This window comes from Gordonia jinhuaensis (assembly GCF_014639795.1).
In the GTDB taxonomy this organism is placed as follows: Bacteria; Actinomycetota; Actinomycetes; order Mycobacteriales; family Mycobacteriaceae; genus Gordonia_B; species Gordonia_B jinhuaensis.
In genome coordinates, this window is the sequence record NZ_BMGC01000033.1 from 1 (window position 1) to 16,866 (window position 16,866).

Annotated in this window: 19 protein-coding genes; 10 read left to right on the plus strand and 9 right to left on the minus strand. The window is 66.4% G+C overall.

Going from position 1 to position 16,866, the window contains the following annotated elements; translation table 11 throughout:
- The first annotated feature begins 104 nt into the window (after positions 1 to 104).
- Positions 105 to 299, plus strand: a complete 195-nt coding sequence (locus IEW22_RS20230) for a DUF2510 domain-containing protein (RefSeq protein ID WP_229742820.1) — start codon at positions 105 to 107, stop codon at positions 297 to 299.
- Positions 251 to 1,411 (plus strand): MmpS family transport accessory protein, encoded by a 1,161-nt coding sequence (locus IEW22_RS16255; RefSeq protein WP_229742809.1) that lies wholly within the window; start codon positions 251 to 253, stop codon positions 1,409 to 1,411. Before IEW22_RS20230 ends, IEW22_RS16255 begins: the two co-directional genes overlap by 49 nt.
- Positions 1,412 to 1,665: 254 nt before the next feature.
- Here IEW22_RS16255 and IEW22_RS16260 read toward each other — a convergent pair whose 3' ends face one another.
- From IEW22_RS16260 to IEW22_RS16270, 3 genes are all read right to left on the minus strand, one after another.
- The gene (locus IEW22_RS16260; protein WP_188587817.1) at positions 1,666 to 1,983 is read right to left on the minus strand and encodes a barstar family protein; all 318 of its coding nucleotides are present in this window, start codon (positions 1,981 to 1,983) and stop codon (positions 1,666 to 1,668) included.
- Between the two features lie 20 nt (positions 1,984 to 2,003).
- Entirely contained in the window at positions 2,004 to 2,432 is a 429-nt protein-coding gene (locus tag IEW22_RS16265; protein WP_188587860.1) for a ribonuclease domain-containing protein, read from the minus strand.
- 115 nt (positions 2,433 to 2,547) lie between these two features.
- Entirely contained in the window at positions 2,548 to 3,858 is a 1,311-nt protein-coding gene (locus IEW22_RS16270) for a M20 family metallo-hydrolase (RefSeq protein WP_188587819.1), read from the minus strand.
- A gap of 165 nt (positions 3,859 to 4,023) precedes the next feature.
- Between IEW22_RS16270 and IEW22_RS16275 the strand changes: the two genes are divergently transcribed.
- The 3 genes from IEW22_RS16275 (at position 4,024) to IEW22_RS16285 (ending at position 6,711) form a co-directional block, all read left to right on the plus strand.
- Complete coding sequence (locus tag IEW22_RS16275) at positions 4,024 to 4,821, plus strand: LLM class F420-dependent oxidoreductase (RefSeq protein ID WP_188587821.1); 798 nt, start codon at positions 4,024 to 4,026, stop codon at positions 4,819 to 4,821.
- A 132-nt stretch (positions 4,822 to 4,953) separates the two neighbouring features.
- A complete protein-coding gene (locus IEW22_RS16280) occupies positions 4,954 to 5,430 on the plus strand; it encodes a MarR family winged helix-turn-helix transcriptional regulator (protein WP_229742811.1) in 477 nt (158 codons plus the stop codon).
- The gene (locus IEW22_RS16285; RefSeq protein WP_188587823.1) at positions 5,431 to 6,711 is read left to right on the plus strand and encodes an MFS transporter; all 1,281 of its coding nucleotides are present in this window, start codon (positions 5,431 to 5,433) and stop codon (positions 6,709 to 6,711) included.
- A gap of 183 nt (positions 6,712 to 6,894) precedes the next feature.
- Here the strand turns inward: IEW22_RS16285 and ggh are convergent, their stop codons facing one another.
- On the minus strand, positions 6,895 to 8,235 hold the full coding sequence (ggh, locus tag IEW22_RS16290; RefSeq protein ID WP_188587873.1) for a glucosylglycerate hydrolase: 1,341 nt from the start codon (positions 8,233 to 8,235) through the stop codon (positions 6,895 to 6,897).
- Positions 8,236 to 8,365: 130 nt separating this feature from the next.
- On the opposite strand from ggh, the gene IEW22_RS16295 reads away from it, so the two are divergent.
- The gene (locus IEW22_RS16295) at positions 8,366 to 9,040 is read left to right on the plus strand and encodes an SDR family oxidoreductase (protein WP_188587825.1); all 675 of its coding nucleotides are present in this window, start codon (positions 8,366 to 8,368) and stop codon (positions 9,038 to 9,040) included.
- A 23-nt stretch (positions 9,041 to 9,063) separates the two neighbouring features.
- On the opposite strand, the gene IEW22_RS16300 is transcribed toward IEW22_RS16295, so the two are convergent.
- A complete protein-coding gene (locus IEW22_RS16300) occupies positions 9,064 to 9,480 on the minus strand; it encodes a DUF6114 domain-containing protein (protein ID WP_188587827.1) in 417 nt (138 codons plus the stop codon).
- 14 nt (positions 9,481 to 9,494) lie between these two features.
- Positions 9,495 to 10,064: a DUF6230 family protein gene (locus tag IEW22_RS16305; RefSeq protein ID WP_188587829.1), complete on the minus strand. Its 570-nt coding sequence runs from the start codon at positions 10,062 to 10,064 to the stop codon at positions 9,495 to 9,497.
- Positions 10,065 to 10,425: 361 nt separating this feature from the next.
- Between IEW22_RS16305 and IEW22_RS16310 the strand changes: the two genes are divergently transcribed.
- From IEW22_RS16310 to IEW22_RS16320, 4 genes are all read left to right on the plus strand, one after another.
- On the plus strand, positions 10,426 to 10,647 hold the full coding sequence (locus IEW22_RS16310) for a hypothetical protein (protein ID WP_188587831.1): 222 nt from the start codon (positions 10,426 to 10,428) through the stop codon (positions 10,645 to 10,647).
- Positions 10,648 to 10,760: 113 nt separating this feature from the next.
- Positions 10,761 to 12,008: a phosphatidylglycerol lysyltransferase domain-containing protein gene (locus IEW22_RS20415; RefSeq protein WP_268235493.1), complete on the plus strand. Its 1,248-nt coding sequence runs from the start codon at positions 10,761 to 10,763 to the stop codon at positions 12,006 to 12,008.
- On the plus strand, positions 11,984 to 14,215 hold the full coding sequence (gene lysX, locus IEW22_RS16315) for a bifunctional lysylphosphatidylglycerol synthetase/lysine--tRNA ligase LysX (RefSeq protein WP_268235494.1): 2,232 nt from the start codon (positions 11,984 to 11,986) through the stop codon (positions 14,213 to 14,215). The genes IEW22_RS20415 and lysX overlap by 25 nt, the downstream gene beginning before the upstream one ends.
- Before the next feature lie 57 nt (positions 14,216 to 14,272).
- Positions 14,273 to 14,662 carry a hypothetical protein gene (locus IEW22_RS16320; protein ID WP_188587833.1) on the plus strand — a complete coding sequence of 130 codons (390 nt, stop codon included), beginning with the start codon at positions 14,273 to 14,275 and terminating at the stop codon, positions 14,660 to 14,662.
- Here IEW22_RS16320 and IEW22_RS16325 read toward each other — a convergent pair.
- The 3 genes from IEW22_RS16325 to IEW22_RS20240 form a co-directional block, all read right to left on the minus strand.
- A complete protein-coding gene (locus tag IEW22_RS16325) occupies positions 14,619 to 16,109 on the minus strand; it encodes a phytoene desaturase family protein (RefSeq protein ID WP_188587835.1) in 1,491 nt (496 codons plus the stop codon). The genes IEW22_RS16320 and IEW22_RS16325 overlap by 44 nt on opposite strands.
- A 90-nt stretch (positions 16,110 to 16,199) precedes the next feature.
- Positions 16,200 to 16,394 carry a hypothetical protein gene (locus tag IEW22_RS20235; RefSeq protein WP_229742812.1) on the minus strand — a complete coding sequence of 65 codons (195 nt, stop codon included), beginning with the start codon at positions 16,392 to 16,394 and terminating at the stop codon, positions 16,200 to 16,202.
- Between the two features lie 18 nt (positions 16,395 to 16,412).
- Positions 16,413 to 16,664 (minus strand): hypothetical protein, encoded by a 252-nt coding sequence (locus IEW22_RS20240; RefSeq protein WP_229742813.1) that lies wholly within the window; start codon positions 16,662 to 16,664, stop codon positions 16,413 to 16,415.
- Positions 16,665 to 16,866: the final 202 nt, after the last annotated feature.

Consider the following 16,866-nt stretch of genomic DNA (forward strand, 5'->3'; position numbering starts at 1 on the left):
GAGAACTCGCGGCGCCGGATACGATTCCACTGCACCCGCGCCCAGCGGGCCAACATCCAGCAATTCCACTGCTGAGCAGTGCCCGGCTAACTTCGAAGAGCCGCATTACCCCCGCCGGGTGGTACCCGGACCCGAGTGGCGCCCCCGGTCAGCGCTACTTTGACGGCACTCAGTGGACTGAGCACTTCAACCCTCAGGTGCCGCTGAATCAAACCTCGATTTCCGGTAAGCAGGTCGCCCAACGATCGCTTTGCCAGAACAAGATGAGCTCCGGAAGAAGCGCAAGCGTTTTTGGATAGTGATCGGTGTCATCGCAGTGTTCATTGTGGTGATCATCTCGGTAAACTCCGGCAACAATTCCAAACAGGCACCAGAGGCGAATTCGAGTACAGCACCGTCGGCAAAAGGCGTTATACCAGTCGCCACCGCAACGCCGCCACCCACGCCAGCCGCACAGTCGACAGATCGAACGCCCGCGCTCGTACCCTTCGGTCAGGAGGCGCGGGATGGAAAGTTCGCCTTCGTCGTAACCGGCCTACGGTACACAGACACCGTAGGGGACACCGACTACGAGTGGTCTGGCGAGAAGGCACAGGGAACCTATGCGATCGTCGCGGTGACGATAACCAACGTCGGAGACGAGCCCAGAACCTTCAGCGGCGGAAATCAGTACCTGTACGACGCTGCGGGCAGAAGGTTCGGAGACAGCACCGCCGCCGAGATCGACAACAGCGACGAGTCGATCTGGACAGATATAAATCCGGGGAACTCGATCAGCACTGAGATCGTATTCGACATCCCCAAGAGCACGAAGCCCACACGAATTGCAATTGCACGATTCAATGTGGTCGCGCGGCGTCTCTGCCAGTCTCAACTAATTCGGATCATAAGATCACTTCATATTCAAAAGGAAAGGTTTTCATCGATGTCCAATACTGTCCCCCCGTCGATTCCGCCTGCGCAGCCGCCGCAGGGCTACTACCCTCCGCCAACGCCACCGAAAAAGCGCCGCAAGTGGCCGTGGATTCTACTTGCGATCTTCGTTGTCATCTTCGCCGGCATCGCCAGCTGCGCAGCGCTCGTTGGCGGAGCCGTGAATTCGGTGGACAAGGAGTCCAAGAAGGTCGTAGCGGTGACCTACGAAGTGACTGGGACCTCGACAGATGGGACGATCACCTATACAGCGGGCAACCTGGACAGCGCTCAAGACACCAACCAGCAGCTTCCGTGGACCAAGACGGTGGACATCACTGGGTTGGGCAAGTTCGTCTCGCTGTCAGCCACCAGCGCGATCGATGCCGACAACGCAACCATCACTTGCACGATCAAAGTCGGCGGCAAGGTGATCTCCACACAGACCGCACACGGCGCACTGGCTTCTGCCTCCTGTAGTGGCAGCGCCAACGACTGAGGCCGCTCCCATTTCAGCTGCTCAGTGAATCAGAAACCACTGGCACTGGCACTGGCACTGGCACTGGCACTGGCACTGGCACTGGCACTGGCACTGGCACTGGCACTGGCACTGGCACTGGCACTGGCACTGGCANGCAAAAATCGTCCCCGTGAGCCGGGCGGAGGGCAATGTTCCCTCGGCGACGCTCACGGGGACGATTTTTGCCATCGGCTCTTGCCATCGCCTCTTGCGCGCGGACCTGACCGCCGGTCTCACTCCATACTCAGCGGCACACCCTCGTCGGCGAACACCTCGGCCACCCGGTCGACGATCGCATCGGAGCCCTCATGCTTGATCAGCGCTGACCGTGACCGATCACTGTGCCGCCACACGAATGCGAACGGCTCGTCGTCGGGGGTACCGAACCCGCCGCGCAGGCAATCGGCCAGTGAGTCGAGATTTTTGCCGAAGTAGCCGCCCGGGCCGTTCACCGCACGACCGATCTCCACATAAAAGGCATTGGTGGACTTGATGTTCTGCCCTTCGAGGACATAGGTGACCTGCTCGCCGGAGGTCTCGCTGTCGCTCATCTGACACCTGTCTGGTTCATCTACGACCCCACCCTGTCTGCGTCGGTCACCGCACAGAACGAGTCGTAGTGATCGGCGGTGTAGTAGTAATACTGCGGATCGCGCAGACTCCCACCACCGGTGATGATCCGGCGCGTACCGCGATTCGACGCTCCCGGCGTCTTGACCGTGTACTCGTGGTAATACCCCGACGTCTGCTTGGGTAGATGACCTTCGCGGTTCCCGAACACCACGCCGTCGTTGCGCGGATACGGGAACGGCCCGCCGGAATGGATCAGCCTGATGGTGTCGCGTCCCTGCGACGGCAGCTGGGCGACCTCGCACATCGTGATGGCGACGCCGTTGATCGTGGTCTTGGCCCCGGCCGCCGATGCGACTCCCGCTCGCACACTCTCGGCGCCCGTCGACGCGTCCGATCCGCATCCGACGAGCAGCACACAACAGGCCATGAGCGCGGCGACGACGCCCGCGATGGCCTTGCCTCGAAGAACCCTGCAGCTCACGATGACCCCGAGCCTAGCGCGGCGCGGCGGCCGCATGTCGCAGGTCGGGGCCGCGCCGCGACTACAGCGCTCCCTCGACCATCCGCGCGAGCGTCTCGGTGAGCACGTCGACACCGACGATCATGTCGTCGTCGTGGGTGAACTCGTTCTCCGCATGCGAGACGCCGTCGACGCTGGGGATGAACAGCATCACGGTGGGCACGATGTCCTTCATATTCGTCGAGTCGTGTCCGGCTCGGGTGCGCACATGCATGTGGCTGACGCCGAGATCCTCGATCACCTTGGTGGACAAGGAAACACCCTCGGGCGTGTAGGTGTGTCCCTTCCAGGTGTGCGCGAAGCGCTTCTCGATCTTCACGTCGGCGCGCACCTCGATCTCGGCGAACAGCCGATTCAGCTTCGCGTCGGCTTCCTCGAGGATGGCGTCGTCGGGTGAGCGAAGATCCATGTGCATCTCCACCTCCCGCGCGACCACCACCGGCGAGTTCGGGATCACGGTCAGCTGACCGCAGGAAGTGTGCAGATCGTCGCCGTAGGAGTCGGCGAGTTCGCGCAGTCCGACCACCACCTGAGCTGCACCGTAGAGCGCATCCTGGCGATCGGCGATCGCGGTGGCGCCGGTGTGCGCCTGATGTCCGAGCACCGACAGCTCGTATTTGTTTGCGCCCCAGGTGGAATCGACGATGCCCATGATCATGCCGGCTTTGTCGAGTTCGCGACCCTGCTCGATGTGCATCTCGGCGTAGCTGGCGATCGGCAGGAGATCGTCGTCATTGACGTGTTCGCCGGAGTCGAAGACGTCGTGCTCGCCGAGCATGTTCGCCGCACTGAGTGCCTCGAACACCGTCACGCCGGCGGAGTCCTCGGTCTCCAGCGCCACGGTGAGGGAGATCTTGCCGGTGAACACACCGCTGCCCTGCATCGACGGCTTGAAGCGCGAACCCTCCTCGTTGAACCAGTTCACCACCGCGATGTTGTTCACCACGGCTTCGGGATGGGTGTCGTAGTACCGGCGCAGCCGATCGAGGCTGTGGGCCGCCGCGAGCACGCCGTAGGCGCCGTCGTACTTGCCGCCGCGAGGCTGGGAATCCATATGCGAGCCCGCCAGCACATAGGGACGACCGGGTGCGAACTCGTAGAGGCCGAACATATTTCCCACGCGGTCGTAGGCGACGGTGAATCCCCGATCGATGAGCCACTCGGCCAACCAGCGTCGGTTCGCGATGTCCTCATCGGTTGCCGCCTGTCGTTCGACACCACCGGCGGCCGTGGCACCGAAAGCCGACATCGTGGTGAAGTCGGCGAGGAAGGCGGCATCAGCCTCCGGATTCGACGGGACGCGGATCTCGGACTCGGCCGACGGCGTGGACATCAGTTCTCCCTCTCGCTGCATGACCCGTGGTGTGCGGGCGACTGGTGCGGGCCGTGCCGACGCGCGCGCCAGACATCTGCCCGAAAACACACATCGTGCACCCGATTCGGACCCGCCGCATTTTCGGCGCCGCGGGCCGATCGAGAACCGTGACAGACTTGTTCCATGGCTTCTCATCCCATTCGCATCGGTGTGCAACTCCAACCGCAACACTCGCCCGACTACGCCAACATCCGCGACGCGGTCAGTCGCGCGGAGGATCTCGGCGTCGACGTGTTGTTCAACTGGGACCACTTCTATCCGCTCTACGGTGATCCCGACGGCGCCCATTTCGAGTGCTGGACGATGCTGGCAGCCTGGGCCGAGCAGACCACCAAGGTCGAGTTCGGTGCGCTGGTGACCTGCAACTCCTACCGCAATCCCGAACTGCTCGCCGACATGGCGCGGACCACCGACCACATCTCGGGCGGTCGCCTGATCCTGGGTATCGGGTCGGGCTGGTTCGAGAAGGATTACGACGAATACGGCTACGACTTCGGTACCGCGGGTAGTCGACTCAACGACCTCGGCGAGGCGCTGCCGCGCATCAATTCGCGGCTGTCCAAGCTCAATCCCGCCCCGACCCGGCACATCCCGGTGCTCATCGGCGGTGGCGGCGAGAAGAAGACGCTCAAATACGTGGCGCAGTATGCCGACATCTGGCACTCGTTCGTCGACATCGACGTTTACAAGCACAAGGCGTCGGTGCTCGCCGAGCACTGTGCGACCTTCGACCGCAATCCCGACGAGATCGAGCGGTCGTCGGGCCTGAAGACCGATGACGGCCTCGATCCGATGATCGCCCAGGCCAACCTGCTCGCCGATGCGGGCGTGAGTCTGTTCACCGTGGGTACCGGCGGCCCGGGATACGACCTCGAGGCCGTGGAGGCGCTGGTCGCCTGGCGCGACAAGCGCAACGGCTGACACCCTCCCGAACCCGAACGCACAGAACGCCCCGGTCAACCCAGGCCGGGGCGTTCTGCTGTCCGGCGCACGGGAACAATTCCGAGCACATACGGTTGTATTTAGATGTCCTAACTATTAGACTGACTAACCGTGCGTGAGGATGAACTGACAGATCTGGCTTCGGGTCTGCGACCACGGGTGTCGCGGCTGTATCAGATGCTGCGTCGACGTACCCCACGCCCGGAGTACTCCACGGCGCAGGCCTCGGCCCTGACCGTGCTCATCGACCACGGGCCGATGCGCATGGGCGAGCTCGCCGAACGCGAAGGGGTACGCATGCCGACGATCTCGGCACAGGTCGACGGGCTGGCCAAGATGGGGCTCGTCGAGCGGACGCCCGATCCCAGCGACCGCAGGGCCGTACTGGTCGGACTCTCCGAACACGGACGACAGGTGATCGAGAGCGTGGCCCGTTACCGCGACGAAGCGGTCCGCCAGGCACTCGAGAAGATGCCGGCCGATCAGGTCGACGCGCTCTACGCCGCGATTCCGGCGCTGACCGAACTCGAACACCAACTGGAACTACTGCGTCCGGAGACACCGGCGCACACCACATCGGAGGACTAGATGACGACAACGCAGGAAAGGACGCAGGCGCCCGGCAGCGGCGACGAGCACGCGCACCCGTCGCTACTCGACGCTTTCAAGGGCCAGCCGCGCGCGGTGTGGGTCACCGCATTCGCGGCGGTCATCGCGTTCATGGGTATCGGCCTGGTGGACCCGATCCTCAACACCATCGCCGAGGCGCTCAACGCCCCGCCGGACAAGCTGACGCTGCTGTTCGGCGTGTACATGGGCGTGCAGGTGATCGCGATGCTGCTCACCGGTTGGGCCGCTTACCGATTCGGGCCCAAGCGCACGTTGACCGTCGGCCTCATCTGCATCGTCATCGCCGCAGCCGTCTCCGCGACCGCCGGTGGCATCGACGAGCTGATCTACCTGCGCATCATCTGGGGTCTGGGCAACGCGCTGTTCATCGCGACCGCACTGGCGTTCATCGTCGGTGAGGCCAAGGGCGGACAGGCCGGAGCGATCCTGCTGTACGAGGCCGCGCTCGGCGTCGGCCTGGCCGTGGGCCCGCTGCTCGGCGCGACGCTGGGCGAGTGGACGTGGCGTGCACCGTTCGGCGGTACCGCGATCCTGATGCTGATCGGCGCCATCCTGTGTGCGTGGATGCTGCCCAAGGACAAGCCGCATCACACCCGCCCGAAGGTCGGAATCCTCGACCCGATCAAGGCACTGCGCAACCCGACCCTGCTGATCACCGGCATCGGTTCGGCCTTCTACACCGGCGCCTTCTTCACCGTCATCGCCTGGGCTCCGCTGGTGATGAAGCAGTCCCCGATCTACGCCGGCCTGATCTTCTTCGGCTGGGGTATCGCCACCGCCGTCAGCGGCGTGGTGCTCGGCCCGCGCCTGGCCAAGATCCTCGGCGAGAAGGGTGGCGTGATCCTCGCTATCGCCGCCTACGCCGTGATCATGGCGCTGCTGGCCTTCGGCGCCTGGAAGGGCAACACCGAACTGGTGATGGCCATGGTCGTGATCTCGGGTGTGCCCTCGGGCATCCTGAACACGCTGTTCACCGGCGTCGCGATGTCCTCGGGCGGCAAGTACCCGCGCTCGGTGTCCTCGGCCGGATACAACTTCCTGCGTTGGCTCGGTGCCGCAGTCGCAGCTGTGCTGTGTGCCCACCTTGCCGAGTGGTTCAACGAGCCGGCCATGCCGTTCTGGTTCGCCACCGCCTACTGCGTGGTCGCGATCTGCGCGGTCAGCCTCGTCAAGGGCCGCAAGGCGCAGTCGCATGAGGTGCCCGCCGACGCGGCACTAGTCGGCGACGAGATGATGTGACGAGTTAGTCGCTCACGCACTTCGGCCCCGCTCGACAATGACGTCGGGCGGGGCCGAGTTGTGTGAGGGGCGCCTGCGGTTCCAGGCGGGTCTGCCGCTCACTGGTTTATCTCACGCTCAGTGAATTCCTTGAGCGAGAGGTAGAGCGGTGAGCGGGAGTGGTGTGGCTGATGCAGCCAACCCCTAATCCAGCCAGTCCAGCACCGACGCCGCGGTCCAGCTCTGCTGCATCGAGCCGAGCGGTTCGCCGGTGAACGGTTCGTAGTATTCGGCGAAAGCACCGTCGGCGGCCTGACGCAGACCCTCCTCACGCAGTCGGGAGGAGCGCTCGGGCCAGCCGCGCCGGGCGAAGGCCCAGGAGAACAGCCACGTCATCACCGGCCACACCGGCCCACGCCAATACTCGCGGGCCCGGAAGTCCGCCGAGATCGGCGAGGTCGACGGCGGTACCGCATACCGCAGGTCGGGGTGGCCGCAGAAACGCGTCCCCTCGAACAGTCGCACGAGCGCGCGCTCGCGTTCACGCGGCAGCCCGCCGCACAGCAGCGGCGCGAAGCAGGCGATGGTCTCGGTGGTGATCCACTTATCGGACTTGAGGTCGAAATCCCTTGCGGCCCCGCTTCTTTCGAGGGTAGTGGCCACCACACCGGCACGGAAGCGCTCACCCCAGGTGCGCAGCTCACGCACATCCGATCGCGGCTTGGAGTGGTCTTCGCCGATGGTCGCGAGCACCTCGCAGGCGACGGCGAAGATCGCGCTGACGAACACATCTTCCACGGCGAAATCCATCACGTCGGGCAGCACCGCATCGTCATAATGCGCACGTTTCATCTGCTCGACCAGCCAGATGTAGCGATCGTATTCGAGGTCGGTCGGCCGCATCGACGCGTCGCCCACCACGTCGAGATCGGCCCGCCGGTAGGGCGGCAGGTCCGCACCGGGCTTCACGTTCGCATACGCCTCATCCCAGCGGGGCGAGTTGTCCATCCCCGATTCCCAGCCGTGATAGATCGTGATGCGGCCGCGGCCCTTCGGGTCGCGCGCGTGCGCGAGCCACCGATGCCAGCGCATCAGATCACCCCAGCGCCGGTCGAGGAATTCGTTGGCCATCGCCCGGGTGGTGCGACCGCGCCGACCGGCGTGGTCGAGGATGCGCTGCACCGCGATCGCGTGCACCGGCGGCTGGGTGATACCCGAGGTGTCGGGTGAGCGTGGCGCGTTGAAAGCGAGCTTCGAGCATTCCCAGCGCGCCGGGCCGGGGAAATAACCATCGCGGCCGTTGGCGAACACGATGTGCGGGATCATCCCGTTGCTCCACTGCGCCGAGAGCAACGTGTCGAGTTCCATCACGGCGCGTTCGACCGACAGCGGCGCGAGCCCCACCGACACGAAGGCCGCATCCCAGCTCCACATGTGCGGGTACAGCTTCGGGGCGGCACTGGTCATCGTCCCCAGGTCGTTGCCGCGCAGCAGATAGGCCGCGCGCGCAGACAGTTGCGTCGGGGTGAACCCGTAATGAACCACGCCGACATTCTCCACGCGATCCGGGCATCGTGCTGCCCGGACCGGCTCCCCGGCCACCGACGCCACCACACGCCGCCCACGCGCGTGCGACGTACCACCAGCAGCCGCGAGGGTCCCTAGAGTTGCACGCATGCCCACCGCATTGATCACCGGAGCGAGCCGCGGGGTCGGCGCCGCGATCGCCCGCGAACTCTCGCCCACCTACGATCTGCTCCTCGGCGGACGCCCGTCACCGCAGCTCGACGCGCTGGCAACCTCCATCGACGGCGCGACCACCTTCCCGGTCGAATTGACCGACCACGACGAGGTGGCCGCCGAGACCGAGACGATCAGCGAACTCGACGTGCTGGTGCATTCGGCGGGGATCGGTGGGATCAGCACCGTCGAGGAGACCGACGCACAGGTGTGGCGGGCGATGTTCGAGGTCAACGTCATCGCGGTCGCCGAGCTCACCCGGCAGCTGCTGCCGGCGCTGCGCGCGGCCGGAGGGCACGTGGTGATCATAAACTCCGGGTCGGGCCTTCGCGCCAAGGCCGGATGGTCGGCGTATTCGGCGAGCAAATTCGCCGTGCGCGCCTTCGCCGAGGCGCTGCGGGAAGAAGAACCCCTGCTGCGCGTGACGTCGATCTTCCCCGGCCGCATCGACACCGACATGCAGCGCGATCTGGTCGCGATGGAGGGCGGCGACTACGACGCGTCGAAATTCCTGCGACCGGAGACCGTTGCGCGTGCGGTCCGCAACGCGATCGAGACGCCGGCCGACGGTGATCCCCAGGACGTGGTGCTGCGCCCGCGACCGCATTGACCGGCCTGCCGGAGAGCCGACCCTCAGCGCTGCGGCGACTGGTCGACCGGCCGCCACGCCAGCGTGGCCGCGGCTCCGACGATGCCGGTGACCGTGCCGAGGAGAAAGCCGCCGAAGTTGGCGGCCGGTAGCGTGATCACCGCGAGTACCAGCGCGAACAGGCCGGCCGGGATCCGCGCACCGGGAACCACCAGCACCGATACCGCGCAGATCGCCATCAGCACCGAGAACAGCACGGTCGAGACCCCCGAGATCGAGGTGATGGTGATCAGCACGTCGCCGAGACGGACCGTGGTGAGGGCGGGCAGGCCCAGGAACAGCGCCGAGGCGATCAGGAACATCGCGCCGGTGAACGGCCTCGTCGCACGCCAGCGGGCGAACCGCTCGCGGCGTGTGGGGGATTCGCCGCGTTCGGGGTGCTCGCCGTCTGTGGAGGGCATATCCGGGTCGGCGGTCAACAGCGCTTGTCACCACGGGTGATGCTGACGGTGAACTTCGTGAACCGCAACGACGAGGCCCGCAGTGATCGCGTGGTGATGTCGGCGTCGGTGAGTGTGGAACCTTTCGCCGCGATGCCGGCGGTGGCACTGTTGGCTTCCGGATCGATCGCCGACGCCTGGATCCCCAAGAAAAGCCCGTTGACGTTGAGTGAGCCGTTGATCTGCGTCGCGTCGATGACGAGGTCGTCGGCGGTGGTGCTGCGGCCGGGTGCGCGCACGAACATCGTGACGTCGCCGATCACCGGCACGTCGTGGGCCACCATCGACAGGCACAGGTCGGTGATGGTGGCGTGTGCCAGTTTGACGGCGATGCCGGGGCTCGCACCCTGCGGGGTGGACAGTCCGTGTGGGTAGACGGTCACCGAGTCGCCGTCGAGCCTGCCCATGGTGGCGTTGAAGGACTGCCCCGACACGGAGATGTTGACAGGCAGATCCCCCCGGGCGATTCCGACCCCGAGGATCGAGGCGGCAGCGAATCCGATCGCGGCGATCACCACGAACCATCGCTTGCGAACGGCGCCCATACCTCCTCCTCGAGCCGGACCGCATCACTTCACCGGCCCCAGAGACCTTATCAGTGGCCATTGTCATGTTTCCAGGGATGAGTCTCCCGAGCCGGGTCGCGACCCGCGCCACCCACCTGACACCTGTCCTGTAGCCGCCACGGTAAGGTTCCTGCGCCACGCGACACGGCCCGTTTCGTCCGTTTCTCCGCGACCACGCGGTTTACGGTCCGGTCGCGTAAATGTCATGTCATCGTCCGGTTCGGTCCGTATCGTTCCCTGGGCAACGAGCGGTGCGCGCGGCGCATCCGGCGCACACCGAGCCGTTCGCCGGCGACATCGACCGGCACCATCGACACCGACGACAGAGAGGGGGCGGATCATGACGGACCCGCGCAGCACCGACATCATCGAGTTCGCGAGCCAGTGGTATCAGTACGGCGGTGGCCCCGCCGCCGAGATCCGCAACCGGTTCGGTGTCGACGAACGAGCGTTCTTCCGCGAGCTCGACGACCTGCTCGTCGCCTATCCCAGCGGACTGCCCGCATGGAAGATCAAGCAGATCCGCCGGGTCACCCGTCACCGGCTCTGGCTGGCCGCCTGAGTTCGCGGGGATGAGCGCCCTCCCCAGTCACAGCGCCCGTCCCCGTCACAGCGGGTGGACCAGTCACAGCGGGCGGACTCGCCAACCCTCCAACCGCTGCTAACGTCCACTCAATGAGCGTTGGCACGCCGCGATCGACACCAATCGACATGCACCCTGACGAGCGTCTCGACGACGCGACGTCCTCGGGGCGCACGCCGACTCTGGCGCGTCTGTCACGAGCCCGCCGACCGATGACCCCGCGCCGTCTGCGGCGCTGCGAACTCATCGCCGTGTGGACCTCCCGACTGCTGGTGCTGTCGGCGATCGTGTCGCTGATCGCGATCCCGCTGCGCCACTGGCAGGGCGCCGACATCGCCACCGACCTGCTCGGGATCATCAACATCCCCGCCGACCCGAGCATCTTCGTGGTCTGCCTGTTGCTGATCCTCGCCGGTGCGATCCGACGGCGGCTGCGCGGCGCGCACACCGCACTCACGCTGTTCATGATCCTGTCGGTGATCGACGACGTGGTCGACCTGATCACCGTCACCACCGAGGACATCGAAACCCACAGCGGGTACTGGGCGTGGCGCACCAGCCCGGTCACCGCGGCGATCATCCTGGTCATCGGACTCGTGGTGCTGGTCGCCTTCGTCTACGCCCGGCCGGTGTTCACCGCCCGGCTGGACCGCGGATCGGTGCGCGCGGCTTTCACCGTGCTCATCGTGGGACTGCTCGTGTCCTATGTGGTGACGTTGGCGCTGACGATCGCCTTCCCGCACACACTGGTCGGATTCGGCCAGAAGGCGCTGTGGGCGCTGAATTCCACCTTCGGCAACCGGATCACCCCCACCGACACCTACTTCGACGGCCACTACGGCTACCACTTCGTCTACGCGCTGTCGGGCTGGATGTCGGCGGCAGCGCTGCTGCTGGCGTTGCTGGTAGTGTGGCGCTCGCATCGCACCACCGGATTCCTCACCGGCGACGAGGAGCTTCGAGTCCGCCGGCTGCTGCTGCGCTACGGCGAGGACGACTCGCTGGGATACTTCGCGACCCGACGCGACAAGTCGGTGGTGTTCTCCGCCGACGGTCGCGCCGCGGTCACCTTCCGCAACGTCGGCAGCATCAGCGTGGCCAGTGCCGACCCGATCGGCGACCGCAACGCCTGGCCGCAGGCGGTCGAGGTGTGGCTGGCGGCCTGCCGCGATGCCAGCCGCCACCCGGCGGTGCTGGCGGCCAGCGCCGACGGCGCGCGCGTGTACCGCGACGCCGGGTTGCGCGTGCTGGAGATCGGGGACGAGGCGATCATCGACGTCGACGAGTTCACGCTGCGCGGGTCGGCGATGAGCCGGTGCGCCAGGCCGTCAACCGAGTGACCGCCGCCGGCTACACCTACACCATCCGCCGGCATTCGGAGCTGTCCGCCGACGAACTCGACACGCTCGCACAGCTCGCCGAGAAGTGGCGCGGCGAGGAGACCGAGCGCGGGTTCTCGATGGCTCTCAACAGGGTCGGCGACCCCGCCGACGGACGCTGTCTCGTCATCACCGCACTCGACGCCGAGGGCGAGATCCGCGGGTTCCTGTCGTTCGTGCCGTGGGGTCAGCGCGGCATCTCGCTGGACCTGATGCGTCGTGACAAGTCGGCAGAAAACGGCCTCAACGAGTACATGGTCGCCTCGCTGGTCGCGAGTTCCGGACAGGTCGGCATCCGCCGGATCTCGCTGAACTTCGCCGTGTTCCGGTCGGTGTTCTCCGAGGCCGAGAAGGTGGGTGCCGGGCCGATGACACGGCTGCTCGACTCGGTCCTCGGCTTCTTCTCGAAGTTCTATCAGCTCGAGACCCTCTACCGCTCGAACGACAAATACCGTCCCGCATGGGTGCCGCGGACGCTCTGCTATTCGCCGACACTGACGGTGATGCGTGCGGCGATCGCCGTCGGCACCGCAGAGGGCTTCCTTCCGCAGGTCGGTCCGAAGTTCCTCGTCGGCGAGCAGACCCCGCTCGAACAGCCCCGTCGCGACCCGGAGTTCTACGAGCAGACCGCCGCCGACGAGAACGAGGCGCGCACGGTGTGCGCGCCGACGCGACGTCTCAACGACCAGCAGCGGGCCCGCCTGGAGAAGCTGACATCGCTGGCCGAATACGGTCTGCCGGCCTACCCGGTGTCGGTGGCGCGCACCGCGTCGATCGCGCAGGTCCGCGAGGCCGCCGGGTCGCTGCCACCGGACACCCGCACCGACCGAGTGGTGTCGGTGGTGGGCCGGGTCGGCGCGGTCCGCGATTTCGGGCGACTGGTGTTCGCCGACCTGACCGAAGACGGCGCATCCATCCAGGCAGTGAGCAGCTGCCGGGGTGAGTCCGGCGAGGATGTGCCCCCGGCACACCGCGCGTTCGGCGACACCGTGGACTCCGGCGACCTGATCAGCGTCACCGGACCGGTCTTCACCACGCGCAGCGGCGAACTGTCCATCGACGTCACCGCGTGGGAGATGGCCGCCAAATGCCTCAACCCGATGCCGCGGCCCGGTGCCACACTCGCCGACGACGTGCGCGTGCGCAATCGCACCCTGGACCTGCTCACCAACCACCGCGCTGTGGAGTTGCTGACCAAACGTTCGCAGGCGGTGCGTGCCATGCGGGATGTGCTGGTGGGCAGGGGGTTCAACGAGGTGGAGACACCGATGCTGCAGACCGTGCACGGCGGCGCCGCGGCGCGGCCGTTCACCACGCACATCAACGCCTACGACATGGACCTGTTCTTGCGCATCGCGCCGGAACTGTTTCTCAAACGTCTCGCGGTCGCCGGGATGGGCAAGATCTTCGAACTCAACCGCAACTTCCGCAACGAGGGCGCCGACGCCACACACAATCCGGAGTTCACCTCGATGGAGGCCTACGAAGCCTTCGGTGACTACTTCACGATGCGCGATCTGACCCGCGAGATCATCCTGGCGATGGCCGTGGCGATCAACGGTGCGCCGGTCGCTCGCCGACGCACCGAGGACGGCAGGGTCGACGAGGTCGATCTGTCGGGCCCGTGGCCATCGATCACCGTGCACGAGGCCGTCTCCCGTGCGACGTCGTCGACTGTCACCTCGCAGACCTCCGCGCAGGGGCTGGCCGGGATCTGCGCCGCACACGATGTACCCGTCACGCCCGACATGCCTGCCGGGAAGATGGTCATGGAACTCTACGAGGCGCTGGTGGAGAAGCAGACCCGCTTCCCCACCTTCTATTTCGACTTCCCTGTCGAGGTGTCGCCGCTGGCCCGGCGTCACCGCGACGACCCGGCCCTCACCGAGCAGTGGGATCTGGTGGGTTTCGGTGCCGAGCTGGGCACCGCCTACTCCGAGCTCACCGATCCGGTGGACCAGCGCAACCGACTGACCGAACAGTCGCTGGCCGCGGCGGGCGGCGACCCGGAGGCGATGGCACTCGACGAGGACTTCCTCAACGCGCTGTCCTACGGCATGCCGCCCACCGGCGGTCTCGGATTGGGCGTCGATCGGCTGATCATGATGCTCGCCGGTGTGCCGATCCGGCCGACGCTGGCCTTCCCGTTCGTCAAGCCCAAGGACTGAGGACCGGCAGATCCGATCACGGAGCGGGTTCGCCGGGGAGGGCTACGATCGGCAACTGTGCACGAACCTGATCTCGATGCGCCCCGGGACGCCGAGGCGGATGCGTCAAGGGCTGCCCTATCCGGTGCGCACTCGAGCTGGGACAGCCCGGTCGGTGACGAGGAGTTGGCCGCCGATCGCGCCCGCGCCGCACGTGCGCAGGCGAAGTACTTCCGCGACGAGTTGATCCGGCACCGCGCGACGCTGGTCGCCGAACTCCGACGCCTCGACGCCGAACTCGCCGGCGACGTGACGCGCGCGGCCCCGAGCCGGATGGGCGCACGCCGCGACGACGCCCAGTCACCGGCGTTGCGACGCAAGCGGCGCGACAAGCGTGAAGAACTCGCCGACATCGACCGGCAGCTCACCGCGTTCGACGCCCGGTTCCCGGGTCTCGACCAACACTGAGTTTCCGCCCCCGCTTGCGCGAACTCGCCAGATACCGCAGTGCCGACCGTGCGGCGTGATAGCCACACATGCCGTGGACGCCGCCACCCGGCGGGGTCGACTGTGAACACAGGTACACCCCGTCGATGCCGACGGAATAGGGGTCGAACGCAGGGCGCGGACGGAACAGCAGCTGGAGCCCGTTGGCCCCGCCGGCGATGTCGCCGTCGACATAGTTGTCGTCATAGGCGCGCAACGCCGCGGCGTCACGACTGCTCGACGAGACGATGCGGGCGCCGAACCCCGGAGCGAATCGCTCGATCTGGGCGGTCACCGCGTCGGTGACATCACCGATGTGACCGGCCGGCACGTGCGCGTACGCCCAGACCGGTGTGTGGCTGCCCGCTGCGCGGCCGGGGTCTGCGAGGTTCTGCTGGGCGACGAGGACGAACGGACGTCGCGGCAATTCGCCTGCCGCTCGCATTCGTTCGGCCGCTGCGACTTCAGCCGCATCACCTCCCAGATGTACCGTTCCCGCGACGGCGCACGCCGGATCCGACCACGGGATGGCGCCGTCGAGAACGTAGTCGACCTTGAATGCCGTTGCACCGTAACGGTATCTGCGAAAGGAGCGGCTGATGCGGGCGGGCATGAGGTCGCCGTAGAGGCGCACAGCCGCGGCGGGCGTCAGGTCGAGCAGTACGAGATCGGCGTGGGGGATGTCACTACGCGCGGTGACCCGGACATCGGTGTGCACCCGTCCACCGCATGCATCCAGCTCGGCGACCAGCGCCGCCACGATCGCCTGCGATCCGCCCTCGGCGACAGGCCATCCGTACCGATGCCCTGCGGTGATGAGCATCGCACCGGCCGCCGCCGACAGCGGCCGGTTCAGCGCGGTGAACGCGTGTGCGGCGACCCCGAGAAACAGTGCGCGGGTGGACTCGTCGCCGAATGTGGCTGCGACGGCGGTCGCCGGCAGCGCTGCCAGTGCGCCGAATCGACTGGTCTGCAACGGATGTCGCAGGACCCCGCGCATCTGATGTGCGGGTGGCCCGAGAAACGTATCGATGCGGGTGTCCGCGGTGGCGCTGCCGTCACCGAAGTAGGCCGTCCAGCGTGAACCGTCGGCGCCGAGGGCGTCGGCGGTGCGGCTCGCGCTGCGGTACAGACGTGCGGCCGATCGGTCGTCGAACGGGTGGACACAATCGACTTCGGCTGTGCGCCAGACAAGTCCGCGCCGCTCCAGTGCCAGACTGCGCAGGAACGGCGATCCCGCGCTGAGGGGGTGGACCGCAGAGCATTGATCGATGAGTACATCGCCGGTCCACGACGATCGCGCTCCTCCGCCGGGGGTGGCGGCCGCCTCGAGCACTTGCACGTCGACGCCGTTGCGGGCGAGGTGCACGGCTGCCGCCAGCCCGTTCGGCCCGGCGCCGACGACGACGGCACTCGGTGCGGATCGCATGTACCGACCCTACGGCCCTGCCGAATGATCGTGTCGCGGGCGGCCCTGTCACAGGTCGCGCAGGTCGCGGGGTTGTCGGTCAGGCGCGCATCAGCTGACGTCGATCGTCATCCCCGGACCGGCGAGGAACGGTGCGTTGGTGCTCACCGACACGTCGAGCACACCTCGCCCCGAAGAGACGATCGTGCCGCCACCGAGTCCGATCGGCCCCGGACCACTGAAGTGGTAGGTGTATGTGCTGCGCTTTCCGGTCCCTCGGGCCGAGAAACTGTAGGTCAGGTCCACCGAGCAGGGGCCGACGCCCTAGAGATTGCCGGAGACGAAGAGAGCCACCTGGCCTGGATAGTGACCGACGCCGGCGTCGATGTGGCCGACACAGAACCCCTTCGTCAAGGTGTTCACGTAGCTACTGGTGTTCCCGTCTGCCGCCGAGGCCGCGCCGACGCCACCGGTCGCGGCTGCTACGACCGCGACCGCAGTGGCTGCGGTTGCCAGCGCGACCGTCCGACCTCTCCCGGTTCGTTCCTGCCCGCTCGCCTTCTCGGAAGTGCTCATCTTCTCGGAAGTAGATGTCGAGTGGTTCCAGTTCACGTTTCCTCATTCCCTCACGCCCAGAAATCCTGGGCCGCATGGCGACTCATGACACCACCCGCATCGCTGGGACAGCAGCTCGGAGTTACCGGTACTTCGTTCCTGGAACTAATCCGTGCCCACATTGTTATCCGACTGTGAGGATTACTGGCGAATTGTCGCTATT

Bases quoted from the DNA above. Each gene is read 5' to 3' on its own strand.
- IEW22_RS16260 (WP_188587817.1), bottom strand. From the start codon at position 1,983: ATGAGCGACAGCGAGACCTCCGGCGAGCAGGTCACCTATGTCCTCGAA.
- IEW22_RS16265 (WP_188587860.1), bottom strand. From the start codon at position 2,432: ATGGCCTGTTGTGTGCTGCTCGTCGGATGCGGATCGGACGCGTCGACG.
- IEW22_RS16270 (WP_188587819.1), bottom strand. From the start codon at position 3,858: ATGTCCACGCCGTCGGCCGAGTCCGAGATCCGCGTCCCGTCGAATCCG.
- IEW22_RS16275 (WP_188587821.1), top strand. From the start codon at position 4,024: ATGGCTTCTCATCCCATTCGCATCGGTGTGCAACTCCAACCGCAACAC.
- IEW22_RS16285 (WP_188587823.1), top strand. From the start codon at position 5,431: ATGACGACAACGCAGGAAAGGACGCAGGCGCCCGGCAGCGGCGACGAG.
- IEW22_RS16295 (WP_188587825.1), top strand. From the start codon at position 8,366: ATGCCCACCGCATTGATCACCGGAGCGAGCCGCGGGGTCGGCGCCGCG.
- IEW22_RS16300 (WP_188587827.1), bottom strand. From the start codon at position 9,480: ATGCCCTCCACAGACGGCGAGCACCCCGAACGCGGCGAATCCCCCACA.
- IEW22_RS16305 (WP_188587829.1), bottom strand. From the start codon at position 10,064: ATGGGCGCCGTTCGCAAGCGATGGTTCGTGGTGATCGCCGCGATCGGA.
- IEW22_RS16310 (WP_188587831.1), top strand. From the start codon at position 10,426: ATGACGGACCCGCGCAGCACCGACATCATCGAGTTCGCGAGCCAGTGG.
- IEW22_RS20415 (WP_268235493.1), top strand. From the start codon at position 10,761: ATGAGCGTTGGCACGCCGCGATCGACACCAATCGACATGCACCCTGAC.
- IEW22_RS16325 (WP_188587835.1), bottom strand. From the start codon at position 16,109: ATGCGATCCGCACCGAGTGCCGTCGTCGTCGGCGCCGGGCCGAACGGG.
- IEW22_RS20240 (WP_229742813.1), bottom strand. From the start codon at position 16,664: ATGAGCACTTCCGAGAAGGCGAGCGGGCAGGAACGAACCGGGAGAGGT.